The sequence below is a fragment of the Aureimonas sp. SK2 genome (assembly GCF_029813115.1).
GTDB lineage: Bacteria > Pseudomonadota > Alphaproteobacteria > Rhizobiales > Rhizobiaceae > Aureimonas.
Genome location: NZ_JAPZDS010000001.1, coordinates 70,455 through 96,722, shown reverse-complemented (window position 1 = coordinate 96,722; position 26,268 = coordinate 70,455). Strand labels below are relative to the sequence as shown.

Genomic DNA, 26,268 nt, shown 5'->3' with positions numbered 1-26,268 from the left:
GTGTGACTTGGGGCGGCGGCGAAAGGGGCGCAGGCTTCCCCCATCGGCGAAACCGGACGAGGGCCCAAGCAATGCGACGGCTGTTCCCTGCCCTGTTCCTGGCGCTCTTCGGCGTCTCCCTTGCGCAGGCGGAAGGTGCGCCCGTCAGCACCTGCCTTGCCATCGCAAACGGGCTGTCCGGCGCGCGCTACGCCTCGCTCGACGGCGCCGCCCCACCCGTGAGGCTCGCGCAGAACGGGCGGGACGAGGTGACGATCACCTTCGTCCACCACGCGACCTACATGATCGAGAGCGCGGACGGAGTTCGGATCGCCACGGACTATTCCGGCTCTCACGGCGGCGGCGAAGCGCCGGACGTCGTGACAATGAACAAGGCCCACTCGACCCACTACACCGACCACCCCGATCCCGGCATCGGCACCGTGCTGCGCGGCTGGAACCCGGAGGGCGGTCCGGCCAAACATGCGGTGACGGTGGGCGACGTCCTGATCCGCAACGTGCCGACGGACATCAACCGCTTCGGCACGTTCGAGCCGGACGGCAACTCGATCTTTATCGTCGAGGCCTCGGGCCTGTGCATCGGCCATCTCGGCCACCTCCATCACAAGCTGACGGAGGACGACTATGCCGCCATCGGGCGGCTCGACGTCCTGATGGTGCCGGTGGACGGGTCCTGGACCATGAGCCAGAGCGGCATGGGCGAGATCGCCCAGCGTCTCCATTCCTCGGTGGTCCTGCCGATGCACCGCTTCCGCACCCCGATCGAACGGTTTCTCGAGCAGATCCCCGACTTCGCGGTGGAGCGGCGCAACGAGTCCTCGATCACGCTCTCGGTGCGCAGTCTGCCGCGCCAGCCGACGGTTGTGCTTCTCGACGGAGTGTGATCGTCAGGCGGGGCGCCCGTCGTCCCGCTCGTCCTCGCTGTCCTCATCTTCCAGGATCGCCACCGTGTCGTCGCGCTGGTCGTCGTCGTCGAGCTGGATCTGCGCGGGGCTGCGAAGGGCGTGCGCGTGATGGCGCAGCGGTGGCTGCGGCATCGACGTGGCGAGGCCGACCAGCGCCAGCAGAATGCCGACGAGATGAAGACGGATCGTCCGCAAATGCTGGAGGCCCCCTGCCGCACGGTCTGGAGCCGGAAGACCACCGTGCGATTGCGGCGGTTATCCGGCCTCACCAGAAGTTCGGGACCGATCCCTCCAGCCGCGGGCCGATGCGCACGGCACCGACCTTTTCCGCCAGTCCCGTCCGGTCGGAAATCTCGACCGCCAGACCGCAGATCGTCGCCGGGCCGGCCGCCGCTTCGAAGCGGCCGCGCGGCACCTTTGTGACGAAGCGGTTGATCGGTTCCTCCTTGTCCATGCCGAGGGAGGAATCGTAGTCGCCGCACATGCCGGCGTCCGACTGATAGGCCGTGCCACCGGCCAGGATCTGGTGGTCGGCGGTCGGCACATGCGTGTGGGTGCCGACGACGACGGAGGCGCGTCCGTCGAGGAAATGGCCGAAGCACTGCTTCTCGCTGGTCGCCTCGGCGTGGAAGTCGAAGATCACGGCATCCGCCTGCTCGCCGAGCGGACAGGCGGCGAGGATATCCTCGGCAGCGCGGAACGGGTCGTCGAGTTCGGGATGCATGAAGACCCGGCCCATGACATTGGCCACCAGCACCCGCGCGCCGTTCCGCGCCTCGACGAGGCAAGAGCCGCGCCCGGGCGTGCCCTTCGGGTAGTTGGCGGGGCGCAGGAAGCGGTCGTGGCGCGGCGCGAAGGTCAGCGCCTCGCGCTGGTCGAAGACGTGGTTGCCGGTCGTCACGACGTCGGCGCCGGCCGCCAGCGTCTCCTCGAAGATATCCTCCGTGATCCCGAAGCCGCCGGCCGCGTTCTCGCCGTTGACCACGACGAAATCGAGCCGCCAGTCGGACACGAGGCCGGGAAGCCGCTCCCGTACCGCGACACGACCCGTGCGCCCGACCATGTCGCCGAGAAACAGGAACCTCATGACGCGAGCGCGTCCTTGGCGGCCTTGAGCTTTTCGAGCGCGCGCACCACCGCCGGGCGCGCGTCCACGCGGCGCACCCAGGCGGCCAGCGCGGGAAAGCGCTCATGGGCATCCAGCGCCTTCAGCCCGGCGCGAGCCCAGGAGACGTTCATCACGTCGGCGACCGAATAGTCGCCGGCAAGGTACTCGGCTTCCGTCAGGCGGGCGTCGAGCACGCCGAGGAGCCGCTCCGCCTCCTTCTCGAACCGGCGGATGGCGAAGTCGCTGCGCTCGCTCGCGTTGCGGAAATAGTGGACCTGCCCGATCATCGGCCCCGTGCCGCCGGCCTGGAAGAAGACCCATCCGAGGGCTTCGGCCCGCGCCACGCCGCTCTGGGCGATCAGCCGCCCGGTCTTCTCGGCGAGATGCAGGAGGATCGCGCCTGACTCGAAGACCCGCACACCGTCGTCGGTCAGCGCCGGGATGCGGCCGTTCGGGTTGATCGCAAGAAAGTCCGATTCCTTCTGTTTGCCCGTCGAGATGTCGATCAGGCGCAGCGCGTAGTCGAGCCCGAGCTCCTCCAGCATGATCACCGGCTTCTCGCCGTTCGGCGTGGTCCAGGTATAGAGCTCGATCATTGCGCTGATTCCCGATGGACAAGGTTGGAACGACGTAGCGCGGGCAGGCTCGCGTTGCGAGGGCAGACGACAGGCAGGACGACCCGACGAATGAAGACGAGACTGCAAGGGACCGCCGCTCTCCTGGCGACATGGCTGCTGGGAGCCTGCGCGACGCAGGTGCCGGCTGCCAGGACGGCGGACATCTCGATCGACCGGGGCCACGGGCTGGCGCTCGTCAACGCCTTCCGTTCGGAGCACGGGTTGAAGCCGCTCACCGTCGACGACCGCCTTATGCAGGCCGCCGCAGCCCAGAGCGAGGCGATGGCGAGGCGCGACAAGATGGACCACATGGTGGCAGGCGCCCTGCCCGGCCGCGTCGAGAGCGCCGGCTACCGCTGGGGCACCACGGCCGAGAACATCGCGCGCGGCTACAAGGACTACGACGAGGCCATGGTGGGCTGGATCAACTCGCCGAGCCACCGCAAGAACCTCCTCAACCCGGACGTGACGCAGATCGGCTTCGCCGGCGCGCGAACGCCCGGCAACCCCCGCCCCTACTGGGCGCAGATCCTGGCCTCGCCGTCGAAGTACGCGGCGCAGCCTACGGCGGGCAGGCCGATGCGCTGGGGACCCGCACTCCGCTTTCCGTAAGGATGCGGTCGAGGAACCGGTCGTGCGGCTCGCTCGGCACCTCGTCCACCTCCTGGGCATCGAAGGCGAGGCCGATGGTCAGGAGCCTCGGCTTGGGCACGAGAAGCCGGGCGATGGCGCGGTCGTAAAAGCCGCGTCCGTAGCCGATGCGCGCGCAGCGCCGGTCGAAGGCGAGAAGCGGCACGAGGAGCACGTCCGGCTGGAGGATGCGGGCACCCGCCCCCGGCGCCACGGTGCCGAGCCCCTGGGCCACGAGTTCGCCGTCGCGCAGCAGTTCGCGGAATTCCAGCTCTCCGTCCACAATGGCGGGCGCCGCCAGCCGAAGCCTGCGGTCGGAGAGCGCCGTCATGACCGGGCGCGGGTCGATCTCGGAACCGATGGGAAGATAGGCGCCGACGACGTCCACCGCGTCGAAGGACAGATCGTCGGCGACATGCTCGGCAAGCGCGAAGGCCGCCTCGATCCGCTGGGCCTGTGGGATCGCCTCGCGCCGGGCGCGGGCAATGCGGCGAAGCTCGGCCTTGCGGGCGACGATATCGGACATGGCTTCCCCCTTCGCTCGAAGCGGGCTCGGCCATACCGGATTGGGAGAGGAGTGGCGAGCCACCTCGGCCGATGAGAAGATCGATCCCGGGAACCTACAGAGTAGGTGGGCGCCGTATGCCCCAGCCCACGGGCCGAGGCAGGAACAGCTCCCTTAGGGATGCGTAAGGCCCCGGGGAATAAGTTATCCCTGTCGAACCGCGCAGCCCGCCGACAGGGAATATAGCACTCCCCTCTCGGTGTTTCCATGGCCGCGAGACCGCCAAGGATCAGGGCCGGCCGGTTTCCAGCTTGGCGGCGATGCGCTCCACGATCTCGGAGACGCCGAGAAGGTGCTCGGTGAGCCGCGCGTCGCCCGCGCGCACGCCGGTCGCGGCCTGGGCCTCGCGCCGGGACAGCTCGGCGATCTCGTCCTCGGCCGCCGCGAGGCGCGCCCGCGCCTCGTCCAGCTCGTCGGCGACCATGAGGGCGGCCATCACCATCAGGCGCAGATCCCCGATTTCGCCGAAGCTGCCGCGGAGCTGCGAGACGCGCGCGTCGAGCCCGGCGCCAAGGCCGAGGAGATGCTCCTCCTCGCCGTCGGCGCAGGCCATGCGGTAGGTCTTGCCGTCGATGGTGACCGCAATCTGGGGCATGGGTCGGCTTCCAATCCTCGTCGGGTCAGGCGCGGCGTTCGGCCAGGACGTCGCGAATCGATTCCATGGCGTTGACCAGCCGCCGCGACACCTCGCGGTTGGCCGCCTCCAGGCGCTGGGCGCGGGACATCGCGGTATCCAGCTCGCTCGCCAGCCGGGAGCGGTCGGCCGTCATGCGCTGCACCTCCTCCTCGACCGAGAGAACCACCTCGTCGCGCGAGAGCCGCGCGTCTACCGCGGTCTCGAGCCGCTCCAGGGCCCTCTGCAGTCGAAGGGTCGCATCGCCGAGCGGACTTGCCGCATCCATCATCCTGCCTCCTGCGAAGGTTCGCGACGAAGCGATCGCCCGCAACGCGCCTCCGCCCTGCTTTATCGCGCGATCGCGGGGTTTGGAAAGCGGGAGGCGGCGCGATGCACGCGGGCGCCGTGCGATTGACAGGCGCGAGCCACCTATGATGTGTGCCGTGGCGAACGATGTAGCCTCTTTCCCGCCGTCCGAGTCCTGGAGAAAAGCGGACCCGATGCACCGCCGGCACGCACCGACGCCCGACGCGCTCCGCGCGCGATCGGCCCCTGGAGCGCCAGTCCGCGATCGCACCCCGCTCCCGCCTCGGCTGACATTTTCTCGCCCCGGCCCTATCTCGGGCCGGACGAGCCGCATCCGCCGCCACCGCCTTGCGGGCGGCACTGGGCGTGGCCATTCCGGCCTTGCCCCTTGAGGAGAAGAAAGATCATGGCAGTCCGCGTCGCCATCAACGGTTTCGGTCGCATCGGTCGCAACGTCCTGCGCGCCATCGTCGAGTCCGGCCGCACCGACATCGAGGTGGTGGGCATCAACGACCTCGGCCCGGTCGAGACCAACGCCCACCTGATCCGCTACGATTCGGTCCATGGCCGCTTCCCCGGCACCGTGAAGGTCGACGGCAACACGATCGACGTCGGCCGCGGCCCGATGCGCGTGACCGCCGAGCGCGACCCGAAGAACCTTCCCTGGAAGGAGCTGAATGTCGACATCGCCTTCGAGTGCACCGGCATCTTCACCGATCCGGCCAAGGCCTCGGCGCATCTGGAAGCCGGCGCCAAGAAGGTGCTGATCTCCGGCCCGCTGACCAACGCGGCCGACGAGAAGACCGTGGTGTTCGGCGTCAACCACGACACGCTGAAGGCGAGCGACCGGATCGTGTCGAACGCCTCCTGCACCACCAACTGCCTGGCGCCCGTCGCCAAGGTGCTGGACGAAGCCATCGGCATCGAGACCGGCTTCATGACCACGATCCACTCCTACACCGGCGACCAGCCGACGCTGGACACGATGCACAAGGACCTCTACCGGGCGCGCGCCGCGGCCCTGTCGATGATTCCGACCTCGACCGGCGCCGCCAAGGCGCTTGGCCTCGTGCTGCCGCAGCTCAAGGGCAAGCTCGACGGCTCGTCCATCCGCGTGCCGACCCCGAACGTCTCGGTCGTGGACCTCAAGTTCACCGCCAAGCGTGCGACCTCGGTCGAGGAAGTCCAGAACGCCATCCGCGCGGCCGCCGAAGGCCCGCTCAAGGGCGTCCTCGGCTACACGCTCGACCCCAACGTCTCGGTGGACTTCAACCACGACCCGCACTCCTCCATCTTCGCGATGGATCAGGTGAAGGTCCTCGGCGGCACCTTCGTGCGCATCCTGTCCTGGTACGACAACGAGTGGGGCTTCTCCAACCGCATGTCGGACACCGCGATCGCCATGCACAACGCCGGCTGAGCCCCATGCGCTTCCAGCCCCTCGCCCCGCGCGACGTCCGATGGACGCCCGTGGCCGGCGCGGGGTTGGAGCATCTGCACCTGACGACGGAGACGGGCGACATTCTCGCCCGCTCCGTCGTGATCGGCGAACGCGACGGGCGGGCCTTCGGCGCGACTTACGCCATCCGCCTCGACGCCGCCTGGCATGTCCGGGACGTTGAGGTCGAGACGGTGGACGGCAAGCGGCTCGCGCTCGCGCGCAGCGGGGCGGGCCGCTGGACGGGTGCCGACGGCACGCACCGCGCCGACCTCGACGGCTGCATCGACATCGACCTGTCGGCCACGCCCTTCACCAACACGCTGCCCATCCGGCGCCTCGACGGCCGTCTCGATGGCGCGGCCGCCTTGCGCATGGTCTATGTGCCCTTCGACACGCTGGCGCCCTTCGTGGACGAGCAGCGCTACACCGCGCTTTCGCCGCGCCTGTTCCGCTACGAGGCGGCGGACGGCAGCTTCTCGGCGGAGCTGCCGGTGGACGAGGACGGGCTCGTGATCGACTATCCCACGCTTTTCTGGCGCGCCTGATCTTCGACCGCGCCCCTTTTCAACGACGGAGCCACGCGATGACCCTGTTCAAGACGCTCGACGACGCCGCCCTCCAGGGCAAGCGCGTCCTGGTGCGCGTGGACCTCAACGTTCCCATGAAGGACGGCGTCGTGACCGACACGACGCGCATCGAGCGCATCCTGCCGACCATCCGCGAGATCGCCGAGAAGGGCGGCCGCGCGATCCTGCTCGCGCATTTCGGCCGGCCGAAGGGTAAGGCCGACCCTTCGCAGTCCCTCGCGCCCATCGCGCCGATCCTGGCGGAGAAGCTCGGCCAACCGGTCGGCTTTGCCGAGGACTGCGTCGGTCCGGTCGCCGACGGGATCGTCGCCAACATGAAGGACGGCGACGTCCTTCTCCTCGAGAACACCCGCTTCCACGCGGGCGAAGAGAAGAATGACGAGACCTTCGTCTCGGCACTCGCCTCGCTCGGCGACGTCTATGTCAACGACGCCTTCTCGGCCGCGCACCGCGCGCACGCTTCGACGGAAGGGCTCGCCCATCACCTGCCCTCCTATGCCGGCCGCACCATGCAGGCCGAGCTGGAGGCGCTGGAAAAGGGCCTCGGCAAGCCGGAGAAGCCGGTGATCGCCATCGTCGGCGGCGCCAAGGTCTCGACCAAGATCGACCTCCTGCAGAACCTCGTGACCAAGGTGGACTGTCTCGTGATCGGCGGCGGCATGGCCAACACGTTCCTGGCCGCCCAAGGCAAGGACGTCGGCAAGTCGCTCTGCGAGCACGACCTCGCCGACACCGCCAAGGCGATCCTCGAGGCCGCTGCCAAGAGCGGCTGCACCATCCTCTTGCCGGTGGACGCCGTGGTCGCGCGCGAGTTCAAGGCCAACGCCGCCAACGAGACGGTGCCTGTCGACCGCGTGCCCTCCGACGCGATGATCCTCGATGTCGGCCCCGCCTCGGTCGGCGCCATCGCCGAATGGATCGACAAGTCCAAGACGCTGGTCTGGAACGGCCCGCTCGGCGCCTTCGAGATCGAGCCCTTTGACACGGCGACCATGGCCGCCGCGCGCCATGCCGCAGGCCGCACCGACGAGGGCAAGCTCGTCTCCGTCGCCGGCGGCGGCGACACGGTGGCCGCGCTCAACCAGGCGGGCGTCTCCGAGCGCTTCTCCTACGTCTCGACCGCCGGCGGCGCCTTCCTGGAATGGATGGAAGGCAAGCCGCTGCCGGGCGTCGATGCGCTGACGGCCTGAACGACCGGACGACGAGCCCATGCGAACCGCCTTCCTCTCCTGGCTCATGCTGCCGGTCTATATCTGGCAGGGCGTCGGCATCCGTCGCTCGATCGAGCGCATGTTGCCGCCCGCCGGGCCGTTCCACGGGACGGCGGGCGCGCGAGGCGAGGAGGCGCCGATCCGGCTCCTCGTGCTCGGCGACAGCTCGGCGGCCGGCGTCGGGGTCGACCGCGCCGAGGACGGGCTCGCCGCCCGCCTCGCCGAGCGGCTGCACGCGCTGACCGGCGAAGCCGTGCGCTGGCGCGCGATCGGCTCCAACTCCGCCGTCTCGGCGGACGTGCGCGACTTCATCGTGCCGAACGTCGCGCCGGAAGGCTTCACGCACATCCTCCTGTCGATCGGCACCAACGACGTGAAGAACTTCCACACCGCGCGGCGCTTCAAGCGCGGCTTCGGGGGGCTGCTCTACGCGCTGCGCGCCCGCTGGCCGGACGCGCGCATCGTCTGGTCGCCGCCGGTCGACATGCTCCGCGTCCCCGCCCTGCCGCGCGGCCTCGCGAAGGTCCTCTCCCTGCGCGAGCGAGTCCTCGCCCGCCTCGGCGCCCGCCTGTGCCTGGAGCGCGGCGTCGTGCCCGCCACCACCCTGCCGCGCGTCGAACCCGCCGGCTTCTCGCGCGACGGCTTCCACGCCTCAGCCGACGGCGCCGCCTACACGGCCGGCCACCTCGCGCCGTATCTCCTCGGGGATCGTACGGTTCGAAGCTGAGGCATCCACACCAGGCGATCCTCTCGCGCGCGTCCATTTCGCCACAAGCCTCGCGTGACATCGTGGACTGGCGCGGTCATCCAACGTTTCAAGGGGCATCTGCCCCAATTCGGACGGAAAAGCGGAGGAAAGGCCCGCGCGCCGATTTCATCGCATGCGCTCCGCCGGCCGGACCGCGCTCCTGGATGCCCCGCCCATGCCCGCCGCCTCCCAGTCTCTCCAAGCTTATGCGCGGGCGATCGCGCTCCTGCGCCCCGAGGCCGGGCGCGTCGCCGGCATCGTCCTCGCCGGCATGGCCGTCGCGGGCATCCAGGTGGCCGAGCCGGTGCTCTTCGGCCATGCCGTCAATGCGCTCCTATCGGGCGGCGACGCGCTCCGGCTCGTGCTCCTCTGGGGCGCGGCGAGCTTCGTTTCGTTCCTGTCGGCGATGACGATCTCGCTTCTCGCAGACCGACTCATGCACCGCCGTCGCCTCGCCGCCATGGCGACCTTTCTCGAACACGTCCTGGCCCTGCCCGCCTCGTTCCACGCGCGCTCCCAGTCGGGCGGGCTGATGCGGGTCATGGTGTCGGGCGTCGACACGCTCTTCTCGTTCTGGCTGCCGCTGTTCCGCGAGCAGATCGGCAACGTCGTGGCGCTCGCCGTGCTGCTGCCGGTCGCCTTCTGGATGAACTGGCGCCTGGCCTCGCTGCTCGGTGTCCTGATCGTCGTCTACACGCTGGTGAACCTCGCGGTCGTCCGCCGCACCTCCGGCGGACAGGCGCAGGTCGAGGGCCACTTCACCCGCGTGTCGGGCACGGTCGGCGAACTCTTCGGCAACGTGCCGATGCTCCAGAGCTTTCTCGCCGTGCCGCGCGAGATCGGCTCGGTGCGCTCGGCGCTCGACCGCATTCTCGCCGCGCAGTATCCGGTCCTGAACTGGTGGGCGGTGATGGCGGTGCTGACGCGCGGCGCCTCGTCCATCTCCATCGTGTCGATCTTCGCCTACGGCGCCTTCCTCGCCTCGCGCGGGCAGACCAGCGTCGGCGAGATCGTCTCCTTCGTCGGCTTCGCGACGCTCCTGATCGGCCGGCTCGACCAGCTCACCGGCTTCCTGATGGGCCTGTTCTCGCGCGCGCCGATGCTGGTGCAGTTCTTCGCGATCTTGAGCGAGCGCACGGACGTGGTGGAGCGTGCCGACGCCAAGCCGCTGGTCATCGCCGAAGGGCGCGTGCGCTTCGAGAACGTCACCTTCCGCTATCCGCAAGGCTCGGGCGCCGTGCGCGGCCTCGACTTCGAGGCGCGGCCGGGCGAGACGATCGCGATCGTCGGGCCGACGGGCTCGGGCAAGTCCACCGCCCTATCGCTCCTCCAGCGCGCCTACGACCCGGAATGCGGGCGCATCACGATCGACGGGCAGGACATCCGCGACGTGACCCTGACGTCGCTCCGCGGCGCGATCGGCGTCGTGTTTCAGGAGGCCGGCCTCTTCAGCCGTACCATCCGCGAGAATATCGCGATCGGCCGGCCGGAGGCGACGATGGCCGAGATCGAGGCGGCGGCGGAGCTCGCGGGCGCGGCGGACTTCATCGCGCGCAAGGCTGAAGGCTTCGAGGCGATGGTAGGCGAGCGCGGCCTCGGCCTCTCGGGCGGCGAGCGCCAGCGCCTGGCCATCGCCCGCGCGCTCCTGAAGGACGCGCCGATCCTGATCCTCGACGAGGCCACCTCAGCGCTCGACACGGCCACCGAAACCCGCCTTCAAAGCGCTTTGGAACGCCTGCGCAAAGGTCGTACGACCTTCGTCATCGCCCACCGCCTCTCGACCATCCGCTCGGCCGACCGGATCATTGTGCTCGACCGAGGCGCGATTGCGGAAAGCGGCACGTTCGACGAGCTGGTCGCCCAGGGCGGCATCTTCGCCGGCCTCGCGCGGGACGCAGGCGTCTCGTCGCCGCGCCGCCTGCCCGAGCCGCTGGAGCCGACGGCGTTTCTGGAAGCGGCCGAATAGCGGGCGGCAGCAAAATAGCGGGCCACGTCGTCTCGCGAGACGCCAAACCCACCCACCAGCGTCACCCTTGGGCTTGACCCAAGGGTCTGCCACGTCGAAGCAGCCGAACCGTCGTAGATCCTCGGCTCAAGGCCGAGGATGACGGCGTGGTGCGGGGGAAGGAACATGGAGTTCCGAACTCGGCGGCCCCGGCAAGGGCGCCTTGTCCGGCAATGGGAAGAACGTCGTGAAGCGCCGGGCGGCCTCGCGGTCGCCCTCCACCGCAAGCGCCCCGGCCGCCTCCAGCGCCTCGAAGCTCTGCCCGCCGTAGATCGCGGCGGCGACCGTGCGCGGCTCGCCCGTCAGCACGGCGCCGGCGCCTTCGATCGGCCCGGCCCTGACGTCGATCCCACCGTCCGCGACCTCGACCAGCAGCGTCTCCCGGCCGAGGCGGAAGCCGATGCGCGCCGAGAAGCCGGCCGCCCGCCGGCCGTCGAACATGGTCCGCAGCGACAGCATCAGCGAGGCGACCGAGAAGGCGGCCGTCGGGTCGTGGAAGGGCGAGCGTGCGCCCCATCGACCGACGACGCGAAAGATAGGCTCCGCCTCGTAGCCCCATTCGGTCAGCTCGTAGACCTTGGCGCCCGAGGGCGGCGGCAATTCACGACGGACAAGGACGCCGGCCTCCTCCAGCCATTCCAGCCGCTGCGTCAGGACATTGGCGCTGATCCCCGGCAGGCCGGCGCGCAGGTCACCGAAGCGGCGCGGCCCGGTCATCAGCTCGCGTATGACGAGCAGCGTCCAGCGCTCGCCCAGAAGCTCCAGCGCATGGGCGGCGGCGCAGGCGTCCCGATAGGGCCAGCGCCGCTCGGCGATCGTCGATTGCGCACCTTCAGTTATTTTTTCTGACTTCATGGTTGCAATTCATAACTTAGTCGGTCAGCCTGGGTCAATCGAAACCGCGCCGCACGCCGCGACGCCTTCGGGAGGACACCATGCCGACGCTGATCTTCGTCAATCTCCCCGTCCGGGATCTCGCCGCCTCCATTGCCTTCTACGAGGCACTGGGATTCGCGAGAAATCCGCAGTTCTGCGACGACAACGCCGCCTGCATCGTCCTTTCGGAGACGATCCACGTGATGCTGCTGACGCATGAGAAGTTCATGCAGTTCTCACCGCGCCCGATCGCCGACGCCAGGGCGGGAGCGCAGGTGCTGCTGTGCCTTTCCGCCCTCAGCCGCGAGGCGGTGGACGCGCAGGTCGGCAAGGCGGTCGCTGCCGGCGGCGTCGCCGATCCGACGCCGACGCAGGAATGGGGCTTCATGTACGGGCGGTCCTACGAGGATCCGGACGGCCACATCTGGGAAGTCATGTGGATGGACCCGGCCGGCATGACCGCCGGAGCCGAGACGCAAGCGGCCTGAAGCGAGAGGAGACCGAACATGGCCTATGTCGAAGGGTTTCTCATTCCGGTGCCCGAAGCCAACCGGGAGGCCTATCTCGAACTCGCCGCCCGCGCCGCGCCGCTGTTTCGCGAGTTCGGCGCGCTGGAAGTCGTGGAATGCTGGGGCTCGGACATTCCGGACGGCAAGGTGACCGACTTCAAGATGGCGGTGAAGGCCGAGCCCGGCGAGAACGTCGTGTTCTCCTGGATCGTCTATCCGTCCAAGGCCGTGCGCGACGAGGCGGTGCAGAAGGTCTTCACCGATCCTCGCATGAAGATGGACGAGACGGAGATGCCCTTCTCCGGCCAGCGGATGATCTTCGGCGGGTTCGAAGTCATGCTGAAGGATGCGGGGTAAGGCCATGAGTGCGCTGCGACCCTGCCTGTGGTTCGATGGGCAGGCCGAGGAGGCCGTCCGCTTCTATGTCTCGCTGCTGCCCGGCTCGGCGATCGACACGATCGTGCTGGCCCCGAAAGGCACGCCCGGCCGCGCGGAGGGTGAGGCCCTGATGATCGACTTCACGCTGAAGGAGCAGCCCTACTCGGCGCTGAACGGCGGCCCGCAATACGCCTTCACGCCGGCCGTCTCCATCATCGTGCCTTGCGAAAAGCAGGCCGAGGTCGATCGCCTCTGGGACACCCTGTCGTCCGACGGCGGCGAGGCGGTCGCCTGCGGCTGGGTGCGCGACCGCTACGGCCTGTCCTGGCAGATCGTGCCCCAGCGCCTGCTAGAGATGCTCAAGAGCCGCGATCTCGAACCGCGCCAGCGCGCCTTCGAGGCGATGACGCGGATGGTGAAGCTCGACATCGCCGCCCTGGAGGCGGCGTGGGCCGGTCAGTCGCCCTCGTCCTCGTAGCCGACGAGGTGGAGCGGGCGGGCGCGCACGCCCTTCAGCGCGCACCAACGCACGAGGGCTTCCTCGCGCCCGTGCGTGACCCAGACCTCCTGCGGCGCGATCTCGGCGATGGTCTCGACCAGCTCGTCCCAGTCGCAATGGTCCGACAGGATCAGCGGCAGCTCGACGCCGCGCTGGCGTGCCCGCTGCCGCACCCGCATCCAGCCGGAGGCGAAGCAGGAGACCGGGTCGGGGAAGCGCCGCGCCCACTTGTCGGCGAAGGCGGACGGCGGGCCGACGATGACGGCGCCGACGAACTCCGCCTTGGCCGCTCCTTCGGCATCCTTGCCGCGCGCGACCGTGGCGGGGCGCAACTCGCCGAGGTCGATCCCCTCCTCTTGGTAGAACTCGCAGAGCCGCTTCAAGGCGCCGTGGATGAAGATCGGCTCGTCGTATCCTTCCTCGCGCAGCATGCGGATGACCCGCTGCGCCTTGCCGAGCGCATAGGCGCCGACCAGATGGGCGCGCTCGGGAAACTGCCGCGTCGAGGCGATCAGCTTGCGCACCTCCCCGCGCGAATCGGGATGGCGAAACACGGGCAGCGCGAAGGTCGCCTCCGTGATGAAGACATCGCAGGGCACGGGTTCGAAAGGCTCGGCCGTCGGGTCCTCTCGCCGCTTGTAGTCGCCGCTCGCGACGATCCGCATGCCGCCCCATTCCACCAGGATTTGCGCCGAACCGAGCACATGCCCCGCCGGATGGAAGGAGACGGTCACGCCGTTGATGTCGAGCGGCTTGCCCCAGTCGGCGACCTGCCGGCTGGTGGAGAAGTCCTCGCCGTAGCGCAGCGCCATGATGGCGAGCGTGCGGCGCGTCGCCAGGACCTTGTCGTTTCCGGGCCGCGCGTGGTCGGCGTGGCCGTGGGTGACAAGTGCGCGCTCAACCGGACGCACGGGGTCGATGTAGAAGTCGCCGGGCGGGCAGTAGAGGCCCTTGGGGGTCGGACGGAGGAGGTCTTCGAAGCGCGCCATCACGCCGTGAGATAGGGCTCCGCGAGAGGCTCGAAAGCCCTTGCGCGCGCGGGCCTCGCGCCCGCATATGCGCGAGCCCCTTCTCGGAACGCCGCCCTTGCGCCACAGCCTCCATCGATCCGGCGACGACCTCGCCGACCGCCGCGCCGAATATGCCGAGGCCTATGCCAAGGCGGGCGATCTCGCGGCGGCGGCCGACCTCATGTCGCAGGCGATGGAGCGGGCGCCGGGCTGGCTGCTCGGGCGCGTGCGCTGGGGCGAATTCCTGGCGGAGGCGGGCGAGGCGGAGGCGGCGGGCGCCGTCTTCCGCGAGGCGCTGGAGCAGGACGAGGCGGACCCTTACGGCGCCCGGCTGAAGCTCGCGCGGCTCGGCGCCGAGCCCGTACCCGACGCGCCCTCGCCTTCCTTCGTCGCCGGCCTCTTCGACCAGTACGCCGACGGCTTCGAGGATGCGCTGGTGCGCCGGCTCGACTACCGCGTACCCGACCTCCTGCTCGGCCTCCTCGGCGAGGCCGCGCCCGGCGCCCGCTTCCGCGCGGCGCTCGACCTCGGCTGCGGCACGGGGCTGATGGGCGAGCGGCTGAAGCCGCTGTGCGACCGGCTCGACGGCATCGACCTTTCCGCCGGCATGCTGGACAAGGCCCGCCGCAAGCGCCTCTACGACACGCTGATGGAGGGCGACATCCTCGCCGCGCCCCGACCGGAGAACGGCGACTACGACCTCGTCACCGCCGCGGACGTGCTCACCTATCTCGGCGACCTCCGCCCGGTCTTCGCCCATGCGGCGACGCTGCAAGAAAGCGGCGGCATGCTCGCCTTCTCGACCGAATTCGCGGACGAGGCGGAGGATTTCGTGCTCCGTCCGTCGCTGCGCTATGCGCACGCGCCGGCTTATCTCCGCGCCGCGCTGGCGGAGTCTGGATATGCCGTCGTGCTCGAGGCGGCCGAGACGCTGCGGCGAGACCGGGGCGAGGCGATCGCCGGCACCCTGATCGTCGCACGGCGCGCCTGACGGCATGGCACCCATGCGAAAGCCGCGCTGGTCGGGGCGCTCCGGCCGGATATTCTCCCGGCTTCGACGCGAGCGGAGCCCGTCCATGAGCGCCACCGAACTCTCGGCCGACCGGCAGGAGCGCGAGACCACGCGCCGCGCCCATCGCTTCGGCTCTTGGGCCTCGACCGCGACGCGCCACAGCCCCTGGGAAGACGCGCTCGGCGTCATCGCGGGGGTGACGCTGACGGCCGTCGGCATCTCCATCCTTGGCTCGCTCGGCTTCCTCACGGGCGGCATGGCGGGCCTCGCCTTCGTGGTCCACTACCTCACCGGCTGGAACTTCGGCCTCGTCTTCTTCGTCGCGAACCTTCCCTTCTATGCGCTGGCGGTCAGGCGCATGGGCCGCGCCTTCACGATCAAGACGGCTTTCGCCGTGGCGCTCCTGTCGCTGATGACGGCCTTCAGCGGCGACGTCCTCCGCTTTTCCTATGTCGATCCGCTGCTCGGCGCCTGCCTCGGCGGGCTGATGCTCGGCTTCGGCCTTCTCGCCCTGTTCCGCCACCGGTCCTCGGCGGGCGGCGTCGGCATCCTCGCCGTCTATCTCCAGGACCGGTTCGGCTGGCGCGCCGGGCTGACGCAGCTCGGCGTCGACCTTCTGGTGCTGGTCACGGCCTTTGCCGCCGTTCCACCGATGGCGGTCGCCTATTCCGTGCTCGGCGCGCTGGTGCTCAACCTCTTCCTGGCCATCAACCACCGCACCGACCGCTATCTCGCCGTCTGATCCCTTGGCGAAGGGGCAGCGCGGCCTTACCTCCCGAAGGTGACAGCACAGCTCTCCGTCCCGCCCCTTGCTCTGCCCGGCTTCGACCTGCCGGAACCCTTCCTGCGCTGGTTCGCGCAGAAGGGCTGGTCGCCGCGCCCGCACCAGCTCGACCTTCTCCAACGCGCGGAGAACGGCGCCTCCGTCCTCCTGATCGCGCCGACCGGCGCCGGCAAGACGCTGGCGGGCTTCCTGCCCTCGCTGGTCGATCTCTCACGTCGCGGCAAGCGCCGCCCGGGCACGCGCCCGCCCGGCATCCACACGCTCTACATCTCGCCCTTGAAGGCGCTCGCGACCGATATCCGCCGGAACCTGGAAAAGCCGGTAGAGGAGATCGGCCTGCCGATCACGCTGGAATCGCGAACCGGCGACACATCGCAGTCCAAGCGCCAGCGCCAGAAGCTGAAGCCCCCGGACATCATGCTGACGACGCCGGAGCAACTGGCGCTCCTGATCTCGGCGCCCGATGCCGAAAGCTTCTTCTCCGACCTTCGCTACGTGATCTTCGACGAGCTGCACTCGCTCGTCGCCTCCAAGCGCGGCCATCTCCTGGCGCTCGGCCTCGCGCGCCTGCGCATGTTGCGCCCGGCGATCCAGACGATCGGCCTTTCCGCCACGGTGACCGACCCGGACGAATTGCGCGAATGGCTGGTGGCGCAGGGACCGGACGCCTCCCCGATGGCCGACCTGATCGTGGTGGACGGCGGCGCGAAGCCCGAAATCACCATCCTGAAGTCGCGCGAGCGCGTGCCCTGGCAAGGCCACATGGCGCGCTATGCGATGCCGGAGATCTACGAGGCGATCAAGGCGCACAGGACGACCCTCCTCTTCGTCAACACGCGCTCCCAGGCCGAGCTGCTGTTTCAGGAACTCTGGCGCATCAACGAGGAGACGCTGCCGATCGCCCTTCACCACGGCTCGCTCGACGTGTCGCAGCGCCGCCGCGTGGAGGCCGCGATGGCGGCCAACGAGTTGCGCGCCGTGGTCGCGACCTCCACCCTCGACCTCGGCATCGACTGGGGCGACGTCGATCTCGTGGTGCATGTCGGCGCGCCGAAGGGCGCCTCGCGCCTCGCCCAGCGCATCGGCCGCGCCAACCACCGGATGGACGAGCCGTCCCGCGCCATCCTCGTGCCGGCCAACCGGTTCGAGGTCATGGAGTGCCAGGCGGCGCTCGACGCGAACTATCTCGGCGCGCAGGATTCCCCGCCCATGCGCGAGGGCTGCCTCGACGTGCTCGCCCAGCACGTCCTCGGCATGGCCTGCGCCGCGCCCTTCCGCTCCGACGACCTTTATGCCGAGGTCGTCACGGCCTCGCCCTACCGCGACCTCGACCGCGACACGTTCGATCAAGTGGTGGATTTCGTCGCGACCGGCGGCTACTCGCTCCGCGTCTACGACCGCTATGCCAAGATCCGCCTGACGGAGGACGGCACGTGGCGGGTGACGCACCCGTCCGTCGTCCAAGGCTACCGGATGAACGCCGGCACGATCATCGAGTCCGAAGCTCTCCTCGTGCGCCTGATCCGCGCCAAGACGAAGAGCGGCATGGCGCGGGGCGGCCCGGTGCTCGGCAAGATCGAGGAGAACTTCCTCGAGACCCTCGCCATCGGCGACACGTTCCTCTTCTCGGGCCAGGTGCTGAAGTTCGAGGGCATCCACGAGATGGAGTGCCTCGTCACCAAGACGCGGGACGACGAGGCGAAGGTGCCTTACTACGGCGGCCAGAAATTCCCGCTCACCACCTTCCTCGCCGCCAAGGTGCGCGAGATGCTGGCCGACCCAACGCAATGGGGCGCCCTGCCCTCCCAGGTCGGCGAGTGGCTGGCGATCCAGAAGCGGAAATCCGCGATTCCTGGCCCGAACGATCTCCTGATCGAGACCTTTCCGAACGGCAACCGCTTCTTCATGGTGGCCTATCCGTTCGAGGGGCGCCTTGCCCACCAGACGCTCGGCATGCTCCTGACCCGCCGGCTGGAGCGCGCCCGCGCCAAGCCTCTGGGGTTCGTCGCCACCGACTATGCGCTCTCGATCTGGGGCCGCGCCGACATGGGCGAGATGATCGGATCGGGCAAGCTGTCGCTTGAGGATCTCTTCGACGAGGACATGCTGGGCGACGACCTGGAAACCTGGATGGCCGATTCCTGGCTCCTCAAGCGCACCTTCCGCCAATGCGCGGTTATCGCCGGGCTCGTGATGAAGCGCCAGCCGGGGCGCGAGAAGACCGGGCGGCAGATGACCGTCTCGTCCGACCTCGTCTACGACGTCCTGCGCGCGCACGAGCCCGACCACATCCTTCTGCGCGCGACCTGGGCGGACGCGGCGACGGGCCTTCTCGACGTGAAGCGCGTCTCCGACCTTCTCGCCCGCATCAAGCGCCACATCCTGCACAAGAACCTGGACGAAATCTCGCCCTTGGCCGTTCCCATCATGCTCGAGGCCGGCCGTGAGCGCGTCGAGGGCGAGGCGCGCGACGATCTCCTGGCCGAGGCCATGGAGCAGGACCTCATCATCAAGGCGCTGGGCGAGATGACGGACTTCCGGTCGAACTACCTGCGGTGATGGGCACGTGAAGTGGGTGGAAAGCAGAATGTCGGCTTTTGAATTTATGGTTGTCAGAACCAGTCGCCAGCGACTGTTTCCTGTGCTCCTGTTTCATTATAAACCTTGGGATCACTCAATCAAGCATTTGAATTTAATCTTCGGTAGCAATCAGCCGCTATCCATTGAGAATGGTCCACGCGACGAACAAAAAACCAATTGCCGGTCGAGAGCTGAAGCTTCTCGCTTGTTTGATTATATCCGTTGGCGGCTTGTGGGCGTTATCAAGCAATTTATATAGAGAGTTCAGCACTCGGCGAATTGAGGTGATGACTGTAAAGGTCATTGATGCTCCGAGGACTTGTGTAAGTCGACGGTCAAGGGGAATATTTGGAATTTTCTCCGCTTCGCCTCACCGCAGCTCAGCGCCGACACAGGCCATCGGGACCGGACTGTATTGCGGACATATCGAAACCGAATACGGCACCTTCAAGTTACCAGAGTCGAATACCTGGGCGATATGGGACGACGGCCGAGAGCAGATTTTTGACAAGCTTCAGGTTGGGTGCCGCTATGAGACTGTGGTTGTCGGCCACTACCGAGGGTTCGAGAATATGTTTCCAATCCAGAACCGCCTATCTCGTATCGTCACTGAGAAAGGCTGCAAATAGGTCGAGCTACGTCAAGGTATCTGTCACTCTCAACCATCGTTGGTGAGTTTTAGGCTCACACGACCGTCCGCTTTAGTAAGTGTTGAATTGAGCATTTGAGCGGCGTTTAAGGGTCGTAAGCGGAAGGGCGGCAGCCTGCCTCATCGCTCTTTCGCCGGTTGAAGCCGTCTCGGCAGAGCCCGACGGCTCAGTAGGTTCCGGCCGGCGTCAGCCCGTCCAGGAAGTAGGCCGCGTCCCGCCGCATGGCGGCGACCTTTTCCTCGTCCATGCGTCCGAGCGTGAAGAGCGTCCGGTCCATGCGGCGGTTGTCCGCGAACCGCTCGGCGTGGCGGGCGACGAAGTCCCAGTAGAGGTAGTTGAACGGACAGGCGTCCTCGCCCGTCCGCTGCTTCACGTCGAACCGGCATTGGCCGCAGTAGTTCGACATCTTGTTGATGTAGTTGCCCGACGCCGCGTAGGGCTTGGTCGCAAAGACGCCGCCGTCCGCATAGAGGATCATGCCCACGACGTTGGGCATCTCCACCCACTCATAGGCGTCGTGGTACACCACGAGATACCATTCCTGCACCTCCACCGGATCCAGGCCGGCCAGGAGACAGAAGTTGCCGATCACCATCAGGCGCTGGATATGGTGAGCATAGGCGGAAGCCGCGGTCTCGCCGATCGCCTGGGCGAGGCAGTTCATCTCCGTCTCGCCCGTCCAGAAGAAATCGGGGAGCGGACGGTCGGCACCGAGCGCATTGCGGGTCCCGTAGCCCGGCATCTCCCGCCAGTAGACGCCCCGTACGAACTCGCGCCAGCCGATGATCTGCCGGATAAACCCCTCCGCCGCGTTGAGCGGCGTCCGGCCGTTCCTATAGGTCTTCTCCACCGCCTCGCAGCATTCGCGGGGGCCGAGCAGTCCGCAATTGATCAGCGCCGAAAGGTGCGAATGGAACAGCAAGGGCTCGCCCTGGCGCATCGCGTCCTCATAGGTGCCGAAGTCCGGCAAGGCGGTCGTCACGAACCATTCGAGATATTGCAGGGCGTCCCGGCGCGTGACGGGATAGTCGAAATCCTCCAGCGAGCCGAAATGGTTGCCGAAGCGCCGGGCGACGAGGTCGAGCACCTGCCGCGTCGTCTCGTCCGGCGCGTAGTCCGGCCGCGGCGGCACGTCTATCCGTTTCGGCAGCGGCTTGCGGTTCTCCGCGTCGAAGTTCCACCGCCCGCCCTCCGGCTTGCCCTCGTCCGTCATCAGGAGGCCGGTGCGCTCGCGCATGCGCCGGTAGAAGGTCTCCATCAGCAGCGTCTCGCCCGTGCCGGCAAGCATCGCGAATTCGTCGCGCCCGCACAGGAACCGGTCGTCGGGCCGGATCTCGACGGGCACACCGAGCGCGGCCTCCCAGCCCCGCATCATTTCCAGGACGCGCCATTCGCCCGGCTCGGTGACGACGACCCGGGCGGCCTTGTGCCGCTCGACCGCCTGCGTCAGCGCCTGGGTGAAGCTCGTCGCACGCCGCCGGCCGTCGAGCCGGAGGTAGTCCACCGCGATTCCATCGGCCTCCAGTTCGATCGCGAAATGGCGCATGGCGGAAAACAGGAAGGCGATCTTGCGCTGGTGATGGCGCACATAGGTCGCCTCCTCGTCCACCTCCGCCATCAGCACCACGTCGCAGGGCTGGATGTCGGAAAGACTGGAGAGGTCGCGTGAAAGCTGATCGCCGAGGACGAACCGCACGGTAGGCTTCATCGCGGCGACTCCCGGAACGCGTGGTGACGGCTACAGGATCGGCTAGATGACGGGGACGGCGCTCGCTTCAAGCTGCACGTGCCGCTAGGCCGCACCGCGATGCGCCCGTCGTGCTTTGGCGCATAACCACCTGTGCCGCTCGGAAGGAACGAAGATGCGAGGCGACATCACGTCGGGCTTCGCATCAGTCTGCGGCGCGTCCAGACCCCGAGAGCGCCGACGAACAGCAACGCACCCGCGATGGCGACGATGAGACGGTGGTGCGCGCGCAGATGGCCGAAGGCCGCCTCGATGCCGTTTCCGAACCAGAACCCGGCCGAAACGAAGATGATGGCCCAGGTCGCCGCGGCGACCGCATTGATCAGAACATAGCGGATGGTCGACAGACGCGTCGTTCCGATCGCGATCGGGCTGACGGTCCGAAATCCGTAGACGAAGCGGAAGCCGAAGGTGAACAGGAGCGGCCGCCTCTCGAACGAGGCCAAGGCCTTCGCGAAGAACGGTCTGGTTCTGACACGCCGGACGAAGCGCGCATTGCGGAAGAAGCGCCCGCAGATGAAGAAGATCTGGTCGGCGGCGAAGGAACCGAGGCCGACCGTGACGACGACCGGCCAGAAACCCAGCGTTCCCGCGTGGGCGACGATGCCGGCAAGAATCGCGACCGTTTCGCCTTCGAGGCCCGCACCGAGAAAGATGGCGGGCAGCCCATACTGCGCGACGAAGGTCTCAATGTTCACGCAGCCTCCGGCATCAAGGAGCGAACGGGGCTGCCGAGACGACCGCCGTCCCGGCGTAACGTCCGGCGCCCCGACAATGCGGATCGCGCCGATCCGATCCAAAGATCGGCGCCTGCCGTCAGTGCCCCGCCGGCAGTCCCAGCGCGTCCGCCCGGTTCTGGATCGTCAGCTTGTCGACGATCGTCTGCGAGGCCGCATTCAATCCGGCGACCTCGACCGCCACACCCGCCTTCCGGAACTTCAGCACCGCCTTGTCCAGCGCGCCGACGCCCGTGAGGTCCCAGATATGGGCGCGGGAAACGTCGATCGTCACGTGGCTGAGAGGCTCGCGGAAGTCGAAGCTTTCGAGGAAGCGGCCGGCGGAGGCGAAGAACACCTGGCCCTCGACCACGTAGGTCCGCGCCCTGCCGTCATCCGAGGCGGTACTCGTGACGGCGAATATCTGGGCGATCTTCGAGGCGAAGAAAAGGCCCGATAGGAGGACACCCGCAAAGACGCCGAGCGCGAGGTTGTGGGTCCAGACCACGATTACCACCACCGTCAGCATCACGATCGAGGAACGGCGCGGGTGCGTGACGAGGCTCCTCAGCGATCCCCAGTCGAAGGTGCCGATCGAGACCATGATCATGATCGCGACGAGCGCCGGCATCGGGATCACGGCGACCCAGTCGCCGAGGCCCACGATGAGCACCAGGAGCGCGACGCCGGCGAAGAAGCAGGACAGACGCCCGCGCCCGCCGGAGCGGATGTTGATGCCCGACTGGCCGATCATCGCGCAACCCGCCATGCCGCCGAAGAAGCCGGTGACGAAGTTCGCCACCCCCTGGCCGAAGCACTCGCGGTTCTTGTCGGAACCCGTGTCGGTGAGGTCGTCCACGACCTGTGCCGTCATGAGCGATTCCAGAAGGCCGACGAGCGCGATGGCGACCGAATAGGGCAGGATGATGCGCAGCGTCTCAAGGTCGAACGGCACGTCCGGCAGGAGGAAGACAGGCAGGCTCGAGGGAAGCTGCCCCATATCGCCGACGGTGCGCACGTCGATGCCGAAGAGGAGTGCGGCGGCGGTAATCGCGACGATGGCGACCAGCGGCGACGGCACGGCCTTGGTCACGTACGGAAGCAGGTAGATGATCGCCAGCGCGGCCGCGACCAGGACATAGGTCATGTTCGGCACGCCGATCAGCTCGGGCAATTGCGCGAGAAAGATCAGGATCGCGAGCGCGTTGACAAAGCCCGTCATCACCGAGCGCGAGACGAAGCGCATGAGGTCGCCAAGCCGGAGGAAGCCGGCCGCCATCTGCACCACGCCTGCCAGCACCGTCGCGGCGAAGAGGTATTGGAGGCCGTGGTCGCGCACGAGCGTGATCATGAGCACCGCGGTGGCGGCGGTGGCGGCCGAGATCATGCCGGGCCGCCCGCCGAAGATGGCGGTGAGAACCGCGATGGAAAAGGACGCGTAGAGGCCCACCTGCGGGTCGACGCCCGCGATGATGGAGAAGGCGATCGCCTCGGGGATCAGTGCAAGCGCCACAACGAGGCCCGAGAGCAGGTCGCCACGGACATTGCCGAGCCATTCGGCCCGGAGGTTTTCGGTCGAGAACATGGATGGAAACAACGAGGATCTGGACGACGTCGGCGGCCCTCATCGCAGGGCGCTGTCGTTGGAAGTCTGACGTCGTCTGGATTGGCCGAGGGATAGGCGCCCGGCATAGCCACCCGGCGCGCCGGGTCCATTGTGCATCTGGTTCATGTCTTGATTGCGCTCGGGAATCAAGTGCCGATCGTCGCACCGCCTTGCCTTCGCCGCCATTTTGGATTCGAAGAACGCTTCAGGAACATGGAAGACCCGGACCGCGACCACATGAACATGATCCATCGGCGGATGCGGCAGGGCGAGGCGCCGGGGCTGGAAACGGCGCTGAACGGCGGGGCCGTGGTTTGCGACCCCTCGGGCGTCCTGTTCGCGCCGGACGAGCGGCTGATGGTGGTCTCGGACCTCCATCTCGAAAAAGGCGCCGCCTTCGCGCGGCGCGGCATGTTCCTGCCGCCCTACGACACGGAGGCGACGCTGATGCTTCTGGAGGCGGCGCTCGACCGCTACCAGCCGCATGTCGTCGTGGCGCTCGGCGACAGCTTCCACGATCGGCACGGCGCCGGCTTGATGCCCGATGCCCCGCGCGAGCGCCTGAAGGCGGCCATGGCAGGCCGGGACTGGATCTGGATCGAGGGCAACCACGACCCGGAGCCTCCGGCCGGCCTCGGCGGGACCTGCGCCGAGGAGGTCTCGATCGGCCTCTGGCACTTCCGCCACGAGCCGTCGCCGGGCGGGCGGAACGGCGAGGTCGCCGGCCACCTCCACCCGTGCGCTCGGGTCAGCGGCAACGGGCGGAGCGTGCGGGGGCCATGCTTCGCCAGCGACGGCTCGCGGATGGTCATGCCGTCCTTCGGCGTCACCACCGGCGGGCTCAATGTCCTGAGCCCGCCGTTTGCCGGCCTGTTCCGGCCGGAGACGGCCCGAGCCTACGTGATCGGCACGGCGCGGATCTATCCGATAGCCTTCGGCGCGCTGAGCCGGGGCTAGAGCGAAGGCAGGCCGGCCTTGGGTTGTCGACCGATCGTCGCGATCAGAACTCTTCCCAGCTGTCGCTCGACGGAGCCGGCGCTGCCTTGAGCGCCGCACCGCCCGAGCCGCGCGTGCGCATCTGCGCCACCGGGCGCGAAGCCGGTGTCGGAGCGGCCTTCCGCGAGTGCGCGGCGGCCGGAGCGCCGTGCCCGCCGGCCGTGCGGAAAATGCCGACCATTTCGGCGAGCTGTTCCGTTTCCTGCGACAGCGAGGAGGCGGCGGCGGTCGTTTCCTCGACCATCGCCGAGTTCTGCTGGGTGGACTTGTCCATCTGGTCGGCGGCGACCGAGACCTCCTTCAGCGAGATCGCCTGCTCGCGCGCCGTCGCAGCCATCTGGGAAATGACGTCGGCGACGCCGCCGACCTGGGCGACGATCTGCTCCAGCGAACGACCCGAGGCTGAGACGAGCTCGACGCCGCGCTCGACCTGCGTGGAGGAGGTCGAGATCAGGTCCTTGATCTCCTTGGCCGCCTCGGCCGAGCGCTGGGCAAGACCCCGCACTTCCTGCGCCACGACCGCAAAGCCCCGGCCGGCTTCCCCGGCCCGCGCGGCTTCCACGCCTGCGTTCAGCGCCAGGAGATTCGTCTGGAAGGCGATCTCGTCGATGACGCCGATGATGTTGCCGATCCTGGTCGAGGACTGTTCGATCTCGGACATCGCCGTCACCGCCTGCGAGACCACCGCGCCACCGCGCTCGGCCTCGTTGCGCGCCGTGGTCGCCGCGGTGCGGGCCTCGTCCGCCGTCTTCGCCGTCCGATCGACGCCCCGCACCAGTTCGCCGAGCGCCGCCACGGTCTGCTCGAGGCTCGCGGCCTGCTGCTCGGTGCGGTGCGACAGGTCGCCCGCCGCCGTGGCGATCTCGCCGAGCCCGACGCGCATGGAGCCGACGGCGCTGACCACGGCACCGATCGTGGTGCCGAGCGCGGTGACGCTTTCGTTGAAATGGCCGCGAATGGTCTCGAACTCGGGCGGCAGGGTGTCGTTGATCTGCACGGTCAGGTCGCCCTGCGACAGCTGGCCGAGCGCCCGGCCCATCGACGCCACGAAGACGTCGATCCCCTGGTTGCGCAACCGGTCGCGCTCCTCCGCCATCTTGCGCTCGTGGATGTCGCTGATCGAGCCGACGGTGCGGATCGCCGTGCCGCTGGCGTCCCGGGTCGCGCCGCCCGTCGCGTTCACCCAGCGATAGGAGCCGTCCTTGGTTCGGATGCGGTATTCGATACTGTACTTCAGCCGGCCGGTGCGATCGGCCAGGAATTCGCCGAAAGTGGCGAAGACACGTGTCGCGTCGTCGGGATGGACCTTCTCCGACCAGGATTCGAGGACATTGGGAAATTCCGCCGGCGTGAAACCGAGAATGCGCGCGAGTTCCGCGGACCAGGTCCAGCGGCTCGCCTTCGACGCCGTGTCGCCGTTGTCGAGCACGCATTCCCACAGACCGATGCCGCACTCCCGATCCAGCAGTGCCCAGCGCTGGCACAGATCGTCCAGATCGGCCTCCACCTTCTGGAGCTTTTCCTTGTCCTTGGAAAACAGATTCATCATCGACAGCGATCCGAGCAGGAGGTGATTCGCTGCAAGTTTAGCCATCTAACCTTCACAGGACCTTGCTGTGGGATCGCGGCGCGGCTTGGCCGCGCACCTTCCGGTCGGGAGCAACGTCGGTCAGTAGGCCACGGGCTGGGCCGAGGCATAGGCGATCACCGCGAGCGACAGGACGGCACCCACGGTGAGCGCGAGGCGCAGCGGGGCGAACCAGGGCGTCGTGATGCGCCCGGCGCGGATGGCCGCAACGTCCCAGACGCCCTGGACGGCGAAGGCCGCCGCCAGTCCGACGAAGGACCAGGGCGACGGCAGCAGCGCGCAGACCCAGGCAGCAAGCGCTGGAATGACCGATTGGGCCAGCGTCGTCGGGCTCTGTCGGCCCGGCTCGTTCAACGCGGCGCCCCAGCGGATGCCGCCGAGAAACGACAGGATGAGCGCACCGTAGGTCAGCACCGCGAAGGGAACGTCCGGCAGCGGGATCACCTCCGACCCCGTGACGATCATCCACGCCCCGACCACGAAAGGCACGAGGCCGGCGAGCCCGAGGATCCAGGCCGCGCGGACCATCTGCTCGGCCCGGCTGCGCGGCGGGGCGGCGGAAACGTCGTCATGCATGT

Annotated in this window: 27 protein-coding genes, 1 other RNA gene and 1 other annotated feature; of the genes, 14 read left to right on the top strand and 14 right to left on the bottom strand. The window is 68.3% G+C overall.

What is annotated here, in order from left to right; all coding sequences use genetic code 11:
* Positions 1-71: 71 nt before the first annotated feature.
* On the top strand, positions 72-884 hold the full coding sequence (locus tag O5O54_RS00465; RefSeq protein WP_279477667.1) for an MBL fold metallo-hydrolase: 813 nt from the start codon (positions 72-74) through the stop codon (positions 882-884).
* 3 nt (positions 885-887) lie between these two features.
* Here O5O54_RS00465 and O5O54_RS00460 read toward each other — a convergent pair whose 3' ends face one another.
* From O5O54_RS00460 to O5O54_RS00450, 3 genes are all read right to left on the bottom strand, one after another.
* The gene (locus O5O54_RS00460; RefSeq protein WP_279477664.1) at positions 888-1,100 is read right to left on the bottom strand and encodes a hypothetical protein; all 213 of its coding nucleotides are present in this window, start codon (positions 1,098-1,100) and stop codon (positions 888-890) included.
* 70 nt (positions 1,101-1,170) lie between these two features.
* Entirely contained in the window at positions 1,171-1,992 is an 822-nt protein-coding gene (locus O5O54_RS00455) for a TIGR00282 family metallophosphoesterase (RefSeq protein WP_279477662.1), read from the bottom strand.
* Complete coding sequence (locus tag O5O54_RS00450; RefSeq protein ID WP_279477660.1) at positions 1,989-2,609, bottom strand: glutathione S-transferase family protein; 621 nt, start codon at positions 2,607-2,609, stop codon at positions 1,989-1,991. The genes O5O54_RS00455 and O5O54_RS00450 overlap by 4 nt, the downstream gene beginning before the upstream one ends.
* A 90-nt stretch (positions 2,610-2,699) precedes the next feature.
* Between O5O54_RS00450 and O5O54_RS00445 the strand changes: the two genes are divergently transcribed.
* The gene (locus O5O54_RS00445) at positions 2,700-3,242 is read left to right on the top strand and encodes a CAP domain-containing protein (protein WP_279477657.1); all 543 of its coding nucleotides are present in this window, start codon (positions 2,700-2,702) and stop codon (positions 3,240-3,242) included.
* On the opposite strand, the gene O5O54_RS00440 is transcribed toward O5O54_RS00445, so the two are convergent.
* From O5O54_RS00440 to O5O54_RS00425, 4 genes are all read right to left on the bottom strand, one after another.
* The gene (locus tag O5O54_RS00440; RefSeq protein ID WP_279478677.1) at positions 3,193-3,777 is read right to left on the bottom strand and encodes a 5-formyltetrahydrofolate cyclo-ligase; all 585 of its coding nucleotides are present in this window, start codon (positions 3,775-3,777) and stop codon (positions 3,193-3,195) included. The genes O5O54_RS00445 and O5O54_RS00440 overlap by 50 nt on opposite strands.
* A gap of 61 nt (positions 3,778-3,838) precedes the next feature.
* Positions 3,839-3,997: non-coding RNA, 6S RNA (gene ssrS / locus O5O54_RS00435), on the bottom strand.
* Positions 3,998-4,054: 57 nt separating this feature from the next.
* A complete protein-coding gene (locus tag O5O54_RS00430) occupies positions 4,055-4,420 on the bottom strand; it encodes a cell division protein ZapA (RefSeq protein ID WP_279477655.1) in 366 nt (121 codons plus the stop codon).
* A 25-nt stretch (positions 4,421-4,445) separates the two neighbouring features.
* Positions 4,446-4,727 (bottom strand): DUF4164 domain-containing protein, encoded by a 282-nt coding sequence (locus O5O54_RS00425; protein ID WP_279478675.1) that lies wholly within the window; start codon positions 4,725-4,727, stop codon positions 4,446-4,448.
* Between the two features lie 426 nt (positions 4,728-5,153).
* On the opposite strand from O5O54_RS00425, the gene gap reads away from it, so the two are divergent.
* The 5 genes from gap to O5O54_RS00400 all read left to right on the top strand — a co-directional run bounded on the left by gap (position 5,154) and on the right by O5O54_RS00400 (position 10,700).
* Positions 5,154-6,167 carry a type I glyceraldehyde-3-phosphate dehydrogenase gene (gap, locus tag O5O54_RS00420; RefSeq protein ID WP_279477653.1) on the top strand — a complete coding sequence of 338 codons (1,014 nt, stop codon included), beginning with the start codon at positions 5,154-5,156 and terminating at the stop codon, positions 6,165-6,167.
* A 5-nt stretch (positions 6,168-6,172) separates the two neighbouring features.
* Complete coding sequence (locus O5O54_RS00415; protein ID WP_279477651.1) at positions 6,173-6,733, top strand: putative glycolipid-binding domain-containing protein; 561 nt, start codon at positions 6,173-6,175, stop codon at positions 6,731-6,733.
* 38 nt (positions 6,734-6,771) lie between these two features.
* The gene (locus O5O54_RS00410; protein WP_279477649.1) at positions 6,772-7,965 is read left to right on the top strand and encodes a phosphoglycerate kinase; all 1,194 of its coding nucleotides are present in this window, start codon (positions 6,772-6,774) and stop codon (positions 7,963-7,965) included.
* A gap of 19 nt (positions 7,966-7,984) precedes the next feature.
* Positions 7,985-8,713, top strand: a complete 729-nt coding sequence (locus tag O5O54_RS00405) for an SGNH/GDSL hydrolase family protein (RefSeq protein WP_279477648.1) — start codon at positions 7,985-7,987, stop codon at positions 8,711-8,713.
* Positions 8,714-8,909: 196 nt separating this feature from the next.
* Complete coding sequence (locus tag O5O54_RS00400) at positions 8,910-10,700, top strand: glucan ABC transporter ATP-binding protein/ permease (RefSeq protein WP_279477645.1); 1,791 nt, start codon at positions 8,910-8,912, stop codon at positions 10,698-10,700.
* A 126-nt stretch (positions 10,701-10,826) separates the two neighbouring features.
* Here the strand turns inward: O5O54_RS00400 and O5O54_RS00395 are convergent, their stop codons facing one another.
* Positions 10,827-11,594 carry a winged helix-turn-helix transcriptional regulator gene (locus tag O5O54_RS00395; RefSeq protein WP_279477644.1) on the bottom strand — a complete coding sequence of 256 codons (768 nt, stop codon included), beginning with the start codon at positions 11,592-11,594 and terminating at the stop codon, positions 10,827-10,829.
* An 80-nt stretch (positions 11,595-11,674) separates the two neighbouring features.
* Between O5O54_RS00395 and O5O54_RS00390 the strand changes: the two genes are divergently transcribed.
* The 3 genes from O5O54_RS00390 to O5O54_RS00380 are packed head-to-tail and all read left to right on the top strand — an operon-like array spanning position 11,675 to position 12,980.
* Positions 11,675-12,103, top strand: coding sequence for a VOC family protein (locus O5O54_RS00390; RefSeq protein WP_279477642.1), 429 nt, complete (start codon positions 11,675-11,677; stop codon positions 12,101-12,103).
* 18 nt (positions 12,104-12,121) lie between these two features.
* Entirely contained in the window at positions 12,122-12,481 is a 360-nt protein-coding gene (locus tag O5O54_RS00385; RefSeq protein ID WP_279477640.1) for a DUF1428 domain-containing protein, read from the top strand.
* Between the two features lie 4 nt (positions 12,482-12,485).
* Positions 12,486-12,980: a VOC family protein gene (locus O5O54_RS00380; protein WP_279477637.1), complete on the top strand. Its 495-nt coding sequence runs from the start codon at positions 12,486-12,488 to the stop codon at positions 12,978-12,980.
* Here the strand turns inward: O5O54_RS00380 and O5O54_RS00375 are convergent.
* Complete coding sequence (locus tag O5O54_RS00375) at positions 12,959-13,990, bottom strand: ligase-associated DNA damage response exonuclease (protein WP_279477635.1); 1,032 nt, start codon at positions 13,988-13,990, stop codon at positions 12,959-12,961. The two genes, O5O54_RS00380 and O5O54_RS00375, sit on opposite strands and share 22 nt — an antisense overlap.
* Before the next feature lie 67 nt (positions 13,991-14,057).
* On the opposite strand from O5O54_RS00375, the gene O5O54_RS00370 reads away from it, so the two are divergent.
* From O5O54_RS00370 to O5O54_RS00360, 3 genes are all read left to right on the top strand, one after another.
* Complete coding sequence (locus O5O54_RS00370) at positions 14,058-15,002, top strand: class I SAM-dependent methyltransferase (protein WP_279477634.1); 945 nt, start codon at positions 14,058-14,060, stop codon at positions 15,000-15,002.
* 85 nt (positions 15,003-15,087) lie between these two features.
* The gene (locus O5O54_RS00365; protein ID WP_279477632.1) at positions 15,088-15,765 is read left to right on the top strand and encodes a YitT family protein; all 678 of its coding nucleotides are present in this window, start codon (positions 15,088-15,090) and stop codon (positions 15,763-15,765) included.
* A 39-nt stretch (positions 15,766-15,804) separates the two neighbouring features.
* A complete protein-coding gene (locus O5O54_RS00360; protein ID WP_279477630.1) occupies positions 15,805-18,366 on the top strand; it encodes a ligase-associated DNA damage response DEXH box helicase in 2,562 nt (853 codons plus the stop codon).
* An 837-nt stretch (positions 18,367-19,203) separates the two neighbouring features.
* Here O5O54_RS00360 and O5O54_RS00355 read toward each other — a convergent pair.
* The 3 genes from O5O54_RS00355 to O5O54_RS00345 all read right to left on the bottom strand — a co-directional run bounded on the left by O5O54_RS00355 (position 19,204) and on the right by O5O54_RS00345 (position 23,085).
* A complete protein-coding gene (locus O5O54_RS00355) occupies positions 19,204-20,745 on the bottom strand; it encodes a cryptochrome/photolyase family protein (RefSeq protein ID WP_279477628.1) in 1,542 nt (513 codons plus the stop codon).
* Positions 20,746-20,912: 167 nt separating this feature from the next.
* On the bottom strand, positions 20,913-21,482 hold the full coding sequence (locus O5O54_RS00350; protein ID WP_279477627.1) for a DedA family protein: 570 nt from the start codon (positions 21,480-21,482) through the stop codon (positions 20,913-20,915).
* 118 nt (positions 21,483-21,600) lie between these two features.
* A complete protein-coding gene (locus tag O5O54_RS00345) occupies positions 21,601-23,085 on the bottom strand; it encodes a SulP family inorganic anion transporter (RefSeq protein WP_279477625.1) in 1,485 nt (494 codons plus the stop codon).
* Between the two features lie 79 nt (positions 23,086-23,164).
* Positions 23,165-23,217 (bottom strand) — a sequence feature (sul1 is cis-regulatory element that is thought to sense ions involved in sulfur or methionine metabolism; They are found in Alphaproteobacteria).
* A 132-nt stretch (positions 23,218-23,349) separates the two neighbouring features.
* On the opposite strand from O5O54_RS00345, the gene pdeM reads away from it, so the two are divergent.
* Positions 23,350-24,063, top strand: a complete 714-nt coding sequence (gene pdeM / locus O5O54_RS00340) for a ligase-associated DNA damage response endonuclease PdeM (RefSeq protein ID WP_407061645.1) — start codon at positions 23,350-23,352, stop codon at positions 24,061-24,063.
* A gap of 43 nt (positions 24,064-24,106) precedes the next feature.
* Here the strand turns inward: pdeM and O5O54_RS00335 are convergent, their stop codons facing one another.
* Positions 24,107-25,651 (bottom strand): PAS domain-containing methyl-accepting chemotaxis protein, encoded by a 1,545-nt coding sequence (locus O5O54_RS00335; protein WP_407061631.1) that lies wholly within the window; start codon positions 25,649-25,651, stop codon positions 24,107-24,109.
* Between the two features lie 120 nt (positions 25,652-25,771).
* On the bottom strand, positions 25,772-26,266 hold the full coding sequence (locus O5O54_RS00330) for a DUF3429 domain-containing protein (RefSeq protein WP_279477623.1): 495 nt from the start codon (positions 26,264-26,266) through the stop codon (positions 25,772-25,774).
* Positions 26,267-26,268 lie beyond the last annotated feature (2 nt).

Bases quoted from the DNA above. Each gene is read 5' to 3' on its own strand.
- gap (WP_279477653.1), top strand. From the start codon at position 5,154: ATGGCAGTCCGCGTCGCCATCAACGGTTTCGGTCGCATCGGTCGCAAC.
- O5O54_RS00365 (WP_279477632.1), top strand. From the start codon at position 15,088: ATGAGCGCCACCGAACTCTCGGCCGACCGGCAGGAGCGCGAGACCACG.
- O5O54_RS00450 (WP_279477660.1), bottom strand. From the start codon at position 2,609: ATGATCGAGCTCTATACCTGGACCACGCCGAACGGCGAGAAGCCGGTG.
- O5O54_RS00400 (WP_279477645.1), top strand. From the start codon at position 8,910: ATGCCCGCCGCCTCCCAGTCTCTCCAAGCTTATGCGCGGGCGATCGCG.
- O5O54_RS00390 (WP_279477642.1), top strand. From the start codon at position 11,675: ATGCCGACGCTGATCTTCGTCAATCTCCCCGTCCGGGATCTCGCCGCC.
- O5O54_RS00355 (WP_279477628.1), bottom strand. From the start codon at position 20,745: ATGAAGCCTACCGTGCGGTTCGTCCTCGGCGATCAGCTTTCACGCGAC.
- O5O54_RS00395 (WP_279477644.1), bottom strand. From the start codon at position 11,594: ATGAAGTCAGAAAAAATAACTGAAGGTGCGCAATCGACGATCGCCGAG.
- O5O54_RS00445 (WP_279477657.1), top strand. From the start codon at position 2,700: ATGAAGACGAGACTGCAAGGGACCGCCGCTCTCCTGGCGACATGGCTG.
- O5O54_RS00330 (WP_279477623.1), bottom strand. From the start codon at position 26,266: ATGCATGACGACGTTTCCGCCGCCCCGCCGCGCAGCCGGGCCGAGCAG.
- O5O54_RS00385 (WP_279477640.1), top strand. From the start codon at position 12,122: ATGGCCTATGTCGAAGGGTTTCTCATTCCGGTGCCCGAAGCCAACCGG.
- O5O54_RS00430 (WP_279477655.1), bottom strand. From the start codon at position 4,420: ATGCCCCAGATTGCGGTCACCATCGACGGCAAGACCTACCGCATGGCC.
- O5O54_RS00370 (WP_279477634.1), top strand. From the start codon at position 14,058: ATGCGCGAGCCCCTTCTCGGAACGCCGCCCTTGCGCCACAGCCTCCAT.
- O5O54_RS00465 (WP_279477667.1), top strand. From the start codon at position 72: ATGCGACGGCTGTTCCCTGCCCTGTTCCTGGCGCTCTTCGGCGTCTCC.
- O5O54_RS00380 (WP_279477637.1), top strand. From the start codon at position 12,486: ATGAGTGCGCTGCGACCCTGCCTGTGGTTCGATGGGCAGGCCGAGGAG.
- O5O54_RS00405 (WP_279477648.1), top strand. From the start codon at position 7,985: ATGCGAACCGCCTTCCTCTCCTGGCTCATGCTGCCGGTCTATATCTGG.
- O5O54_RS00410 (WP_279477649.1), top strand. From the start codon at position 6,772: ATGACCCTGTTCAAGACGCTCGACGACGCCGCCCTCCAGGGCAAGCGC.
- O5O54_RS00425 (WP_279478675.1), bottom strand. From the start codon at position 4,727: ATGGATGCGGCAAGTCCGCTCGGCGATGCGACCCTTCGACTGCAGAGG.
- O5O54_RS00375 (WP_279477635.1), bottom strand. From the start codon at position 13,990: ATGGCGCGCTTCGAAGACCTCCTCCGTCCGACCCCCAAGGGCCTCTAC.
- O5O54_RS00345 (WP_279477625.1), bottom strand. From the start codon at position 23,085: ATGTTCTCGACCGAAAACCTCCGGGCCGAATGGCTCGGCAATGTCCGT.
- O5O54_RS00455 (WP_279477662.1), bottom strand. From the start codon at position 1,992: ATGAGGTTCCTGTTTCTCGGCGACATGGTCGGGCGCACGGGTCGTGTC.
- O5O54_RS00415 (WP_279477651.1), top strand. From the start codon at position 6,173: ATGCGCTTCCAGCCCCTCGCCCCGCGCGACGTCCGATGGACGCCCGTG.
- pdeM (WP_407061645.1), top strand. From the start codon at position 23,350: ATGATCCATCGGCGGATGCGGCAGGGCGAGGCGCCGGGGCTGGAAACG.
- O5O54_RS00335 (WP_407061631.1), bottom strand. From the start codon at position 25,651: ATGATGAATCTGTTTTCCAAGGACAAGGAAAAGCTCCAGAAGGTGGAG.